This is a genomic window from Clostridium sp., from assembly GCF_017888565.1.
Taxonomy (GTDB): Bacteria; Bacillota; Clostridia; order Clostridiales; family Clostridiaceae; genus Clostridium.
The window spans coordinates 1-4,062 of sequence record NZ_JAGHFX010000086.1 but is presented as its reverse complement, the minus strand read 5'-3'; the positions used below and the strand labels follow the sequence as shown (position 1 = coordinate 4,062).

General features: G+C 26.3%; 5 protein-coding genes. 2 read left to right on the top strand and 3 right to left on the bottom strand.

Going from position 1 to position 4,062, the window contains the following annotated elements:
- Both mobV and J7M87_RS16845 read right to left on the bottom strand, forming a co-directional pair.
- On the bottom strand, window positions 1-981 hold a 981-nt coding region (mobV, locus tag J7M87_RS16850; protein ID WP_291652796.1), incomplete at its 3' end, for a MobV family relaxase.
- Window positions 982-1,451: 470 nt separating this feature from the next.
- A complete protein-coding gene (locus tag J7M87_RS16845; RefSeq protein WP_291652795.1) occupies window positions 1,452-1,694 on the bottom strand; it encodes a CopG family transcriptional regulator in 243 nt (80 codons plus the stop codon).
- Window positions 1,695-1,911: 217 nt separating this feature from the next.
- Between J7M87_RS16845 and J7M87_RS16840 the strand changes: the two genes are divergently transcribed.
- Both J7M87_RS16840 and J7M87_RS16835 read left to right on the top strand, forming a co-directional pair.
- On the top strand, window positions 1,912-2,412 hold the full coding sequence (locus J7M87_RS16840) for a hypothetical protein (protein WP_291652794.1): 501 nt from the start codon (window positions 1,912-1,914) through the stop codon (window positions 2,410-2,412).
- A gap of 15 nt (window positions 2,413-2,427) precedes the next feature.
- Window positions 2,428-2,661 carry a hypothetical protein gene (locus tag J7M87_RS16835; protein ID WP_291652792.1) on the top strand — a complete coding sequence of 78 codons (234 nt, stop codon included), beginning with the start codon at window positions 2,428-2,430 and terminating at the stop codon, window positions 2,659-2,661.
- Between the two features lie 20 nt (window positions 2,662-2,681).
- On the opposite strand, the gene J7M87_RS16830 is transcribed toward J7M87_RS16835, so the two are convergent.
- Window positions 2,682-3,740: a protein rep gene (locus tag J7M87_RS16830; RefSeq protein ID WP_291652790.1), complete on the bottom strand. Its 1,059-nt coding sequence runs from the start codon at window positions 3,738-3,740 to the stop codon at window positions 2,682-2,684.
- Between the last annotated feature and the right edge of the window lie 322 nt (window positions 3,741-4,062).

Here is a 4,062-nt window from a genome sequence, read left to right as displayed (position 1 = left end):
AGAATTTAAATTATTGTATTCTATAGCTCTATCTCTTCGAGATATATCTAACTGTTTTGAATAATATCTTTTACTTTCATCAAGCTCTTTTAATCTATCTAAAACCGTAGCATATAAATTATGCTGACTATAAGCTTTTAAAGCACTATCCTTTAATTTTTCAAAATCCTTTTTATCTATCTTGACCTTATCTGATGAAAACATAACTGGTTCAACTTTCATTTCTTGTATCTGATACATAACAAGGCTATTTTTACCTAAAGTTTTAGTTATATTATCATACTCAATTGTTTTTTGATTTAAACAGGCCTCTAATTGCTCTATTTTGCCCTCTAATTCGTTTTTATAGCTTTCTATAGCATTTATATCCTTGTACTTATTTTCAAGCTCTCTATGAAGCTCTTTTTTAAATTCCTTAGTATCCTTATGTTTTCTTTTTGAATTTTCAATACCTCTTTGAATATCAAATCCTAGATTTTTTAGATATGCTGGTAACTGATCCTGCACTTCTCTAAGAAATTTTCTATCTATCAATTTTTTAGCTGAAAGTGAATTTTCGATTATCGGAACAAATCCAACGTGCATATGAGGTGTAGTTTCATCAAGATGAACATTAGCAGATATAATAAACTCTTCACCAATCTTGTTTTTCAAATAATCTAAAGAACTCTTAAAAAACTCTTTTTGTTTATCTTCAGTTAAATTTTCAAAAAAAGCACTATCTGAAGATATAATACATTCACAATAAACAGTTGCATCTTTCCTAATTGCCCTTTCAGACGCTCTATTTGCCTCTATAATCGTTTTTACCCTCTTTAGGTAGTTTATATCGCCATTATTAACTAAATCGTAATTTAGGGGCGTTCTTGCTTTATCTATGTCAATATTACTATAATTTTCATTCTCTCTTTGATTGTGTTTTTGTAATCCAAATACATTTCCTGATTTATATTTACCGAAATGACATACCATATAACTCATTTTTCACTAACTCCCTTCAAACCAAGACATACTCTACATGGAAGATTCGCATATTGAAGTTATCAATACCTAATATTGATAACTTCAATACAATACGGCAATCTACCGGAACACATACGGCAAACCACCGTAAATACCTCCCAACTTGGGACATAAAACGGCAAATCTTCCATGTAAAGTATAATAAAGTATAACACAATATACTTTATGAAATAAAGTTATCGTGCCAGGAGTTCCTGGACCCAGGGCTTTGCCCTCACTTCGTTTCACCCATAATCTTTTTATAAAAAGCTTAACCAAAAATTTTTTCTGTCGCTCGGCACTAGCCGAAAAAGGGCGTATGCCCTTTTCTGTTCCTAGCTTGTAATTCTTCATTCCATCAAGGTAGTATTTTAAAAATTTTATTTCGGATCTGCTTTGCAGCACTCATAAAATTTTTAAAATCTCCACCTTGATTACATTACGAATTTTTAATACCAATTCTTTTTATGTTTTAATCCATCTATCTTTTTATCTATCACTTTTACTCTATCTTCTATTTCTTTTCTATTCCTTATTTTAAATTCATATTTATTTATTTCATTTTCAATCATATAGATTATTAATTCACTCATACTATTTTTTTTATCTTTACACATTTCTTTTAATCTATTTTTTAATTCTTTATTTACTCTAACCCTTATAACTTCTTCCTTTACAACTTTTGCAGCCACAAAACCCATCTCCTTTTTTCTTTGTTACTACATTCAAATTTATCATATTCCTTATTAAAAATTTGTCTTTTCTTTGTAGCTACAAAAATAAAAAATTAAACGATATTACCATATTAAAAATACTATATCTATTTTTTTTATTAATTCGACAATGTTTAACATATTTTTTAAAAACTCTATTGTAAAATTAATTAAAAAATAAATGGAGGAATTTATTATGAATAAAAAAATAATATCTAGAATAACTATACTTGCAATTACAGGAACAATATTCACAAATACTATTGCACCTAATTTAACTGCTTATGCAAGTGAAATTACACCAAATGAAATAATATCTTCATCTTCAAATGAACTAAACTTTATAACTATTGATGGAATAACATACAATGCAAAAGAAATCGCAGATTCAATAAGACCTGATATTGATTATAATATAACTTCTGAAGAAATAAGAGAAGAAAGAGGACTTGCAACAATAGCAATTAAGTCAGCTTTAAACTGGCTAAAAAAGAATTGGAAAGTAGTTTATAATAAAATACCTTCTTCAATGAAAAAATATTTTGTATTCGATAGAATATTTGCAATAGCAGACCAATTCATCGGAATTTCAGACAGTGTTGAAGATTTCTTTCATAGAGTATTTAGAGCCGCCGGAATACCAGAAAATGTTAATTGGTTTGTGACAAATATTATAATGTTATTACTTCCAATTTAAAAAGAGGTGTAAAGATTGCAACGATTTTTATGGTTTAATCTAAAAAAAATAAAAAAAGATCCAGATTATTTTTTAATGACTATCTTATTTTTAATAGTAGTTCAAATGATTTTTTATTTTCCAACGGGAAAATCACAACAAATTAATATCTTATCTGGAATAACAACATCTATATTTTTTATATACACTCTTTTTTGTAAAAAAGAATTTTCATACAAAAATGTTTTAGATTGTTTCTGGAAATGGTAGAAATAGAGTAGGTTAAATACCTACTCTATTTCTATTTCATTTATTAATCCTTTATTTATTTTTTTCTTTTCTTCTTCAGTAAGTTCAATAATTTTAGTATTTTCATAATCATTTTTATACCATTTATAATAAAGCTTATAAACATATTCTATTTCAGATTTCTTTTTATAAACATCCAATTCACCTAGCTTGTACATTTTATGAGCATCTTTAAATAATCCACTAAACACTAAAACTTGCTTTCCTTTCAATGCTCTATAAAATATTTCAAATACTGGTCTTGATACTAAATAATCACTATCCTTGGCAGAATATTTTGCTAACTCATAAACTTCTTTATGATTATTAGCTTTAGCTTTCTTTACATCAACTTGTGTTATAGACTTATCTCCAGTTGATAATTGCCATAATTCAAGCCATCTTTCACGAGAAATATAATAATTTTTATCTGTAAAATAACTTTTATTTACTGCTATAACGACGTGAAAATGAGGATTGTAAGTATCATAATTAGGCTCTAAATCACCAATAGATAATCCCTTTTTCTCATAATAATCTTTTTTTCTTTTCCATAGATCTTTAGTTATATATTGCTCTTTTTGATAAGTTACCTCTAGTTTTCTTATGTAACCTTTAACTATATTTTTAACTTCTTTACGTTCCATAAGTTTTTTAAAGGCTTTATTATAATTTTTTATTTCTTCTTCTAAACTATCACCTTTTACATTAGGAGTTGTTAAAGTTAAAAATATAAATTCCTTATTTTCTTCACATCTCAAATGTTCCATAAGAATTGATATTTCTAAACTATCTTTACAAGCCAATCTCCAACTGCACATTGGACAAAATCTATTTTTACAAAAATTAGCTTTATTGATTTTTCTATTTTCCATTTCAAAATCTCCTAACAACTCTAAAAAAGTACCACAATCTATTATTCTTAAATTCATTTTTTTAGATACAAATGATTTTATATAATCACTAAATTTAGGATTTTTTAATCTCTTATCTGTACATTTTTCTAATATGTCAATTTTTGTTTCTTGATTTTTTATATTATTTTTGTTATCATAATTCATAGTAAATGTTATTCTTTTGTGGCTAACAAAAGGATTTAGAAATTTAATAAAAAGTCCTATTTAGGCACTAAAAGAATTTGCTCCTTTCCATATAAGGTTTTATTTTTTGAATTCGACACTTAAATTATAAAACACTAGGGAAAAAAAAGCAAATTTTTTTAGTTTAACCCTAGAGTTTTCAAGGGCTCTAGGGTATTTTTATTAAATCGAAATAGTTGCGTATAGTATCAAGAAAAGAAGAAACTCATTTTTTTATCAAAAAATTTCGTTTCAAAAGGGGGTATTTTTACCCCCTTTTTTTATCTTTCCAAATCGAAAGTTT